This window comes from Streptomyces altiplanensis, from assembly GCF_053591575.1.
Genome location: NZ_JBSFUB010000222.1, coordinates 1 through 1,655, shown reverse-complemented (window position 1 = coordinate 1,655; position 1,655 = coordinate 1). Strand labels below are relative to the sequence as shown.

The 1,655-nt window shown below is 69.8% G+C and carries 1 protein-coding gene; it reads left to right on the top strand.

What is annotated here, in order from left to right; genetic code table 11:
• Positions 1 to 1,655, top strand: a 1,655-nt coding sequence (locus tag ACWD0Y_RS36600) for a beta-ketoacyl synthase N-terminal-like domain-containing protein (protein WP_450264567.1), incomplete at both ends; no start/stop codon positions are given.

Sequence of the window (1,655 nt, the reverse complement as noted above, 5' to 3'; positions counted from 1 at the left end):
GGCCTTGGCACCCTCGACCCGACCGCCCTCCCTCCGGCTATGCCCTTCAGGTCACCGCCGGTACGACGGCCGGCCCCGCCCGCGACTCCGGTTCCGTCCATGAATCCGGTGTCTCCGGTGTCTCGGAGACATCCCTGCGCACACACGTCACCGCCTATTTCGAACGGCTGATACGTGAGGCCCTGCGCCTTGCGGACACGGAGCTCGACCCGCACAAGGACCTGCACGACTACGGGCTGGACTCCATCCTGGTGTCCGGCATGAACAGCGCCGTGGCCAAGGACTTCGAGGACGTCAGCAGCACGCTCTTCTTCGAACTGCGCACGCTGGACGAACTCGTCGAGCACTTCCTCGCGGACCGGCGCCCGGAGCTGCTGCTCCTGTTCCCGCAGGCACAGCCGCAGACCAGTGCTGTCGCCCGGGGTGTCGCCGACGGTGGCGGCGCTTCTCCCACCGCCCGCGCCACGGCGTACCTCACCGGGCTCGTCGCCCAGACGCTGAGGCTGGCACCCGAGGAGCTGGCCGAGGACGCCAATCTCTTCGACCTCGGGCTCGACTCGATCCTCGTCATCCAGCTCAACAACGCGCTGTCCCGTGACTTCGACGAGCTGAGCAGCACGCTGTTCTTCGACTGCCCGACGATCCGGGAGGTGGCCGAGCACTTCACGTCGTCGTATCCCGAGCGGCTTGCCGAGGTACTGGCCGGCGGCACGGCGGAGGCGGCCGTCCAGGCCGTCCCGGTCGCGTCGAGTACCCCGGCTGCCCCGTCCGTCCACGAGTTTCGGCCCACCCCGGCGGACGACGGGTTCCGGCGGACCCCCGAACCGGCGCGGACCCGCGAACCGGCCCACCCGGACCCCGTCGGCTCTGCACCGGCCCCCGTCCCGGCCCGTACCGGGGACATCGCCATCGTCGGTATCGGCGGGCGCTATCCGGGAGCCGACAGCCCCGAGGAGCTCTGGCAGAACCTGGCCCGCGGCGAGAGCGCCATAGCCCCCTACCCGACGGACCGATGGTGGTGCCGCTGGGAGGACAAGGAGCGCCCCCGGGGCGGTTTCCTGGCGAACGTCTCCTCCTTCGACGCCGAGTACTTCGGTGTCCCCGCGCGGGAAGCGGCGGCCATGGACCCCCAGGAGCGGCTCTTCATCGAGACGGTGCACAGTGCCGTGCAGGACGCCGGCCACACCACCGGGGCACTGGCCGAGAGCGGCCGTGTCGGTGTGTTCGTGGGCGTCATGAACTCCACGTACAACGGGCGAACCGCCTACTCGTCGATCGCCAACCGCACCTCGTACCTCTTCGATTTCCAGGGGCCGAGCATCGCCGTCGACACGGCATGCTCCGCCTCGCTGACGGCCGTCCACCTGGCCGTCGAAAGCCTCCACAGCGGTGACAGCGACTGTGCGATCGCGGGCGGGGTCAATCTGCTGCTCAACCCGGACCATTTCGAGGTGCTGGAGGAGCACGGACTGCTGTCGTCCGGCGACCGGTGCCGTCCCTTCTCCGAACGTGCCGACGGATTCCTCGCGGCCGAGGGCGTCGGAGCCGTGGTGCTGCGGCCGCTGGCCCTCAACAACCCGAGTTACACCGCTCGTTTGACCCGGACGCACCGGAACTGGACGAGGACGACGAGGGCGGCGGACGGGAGTGAGCCC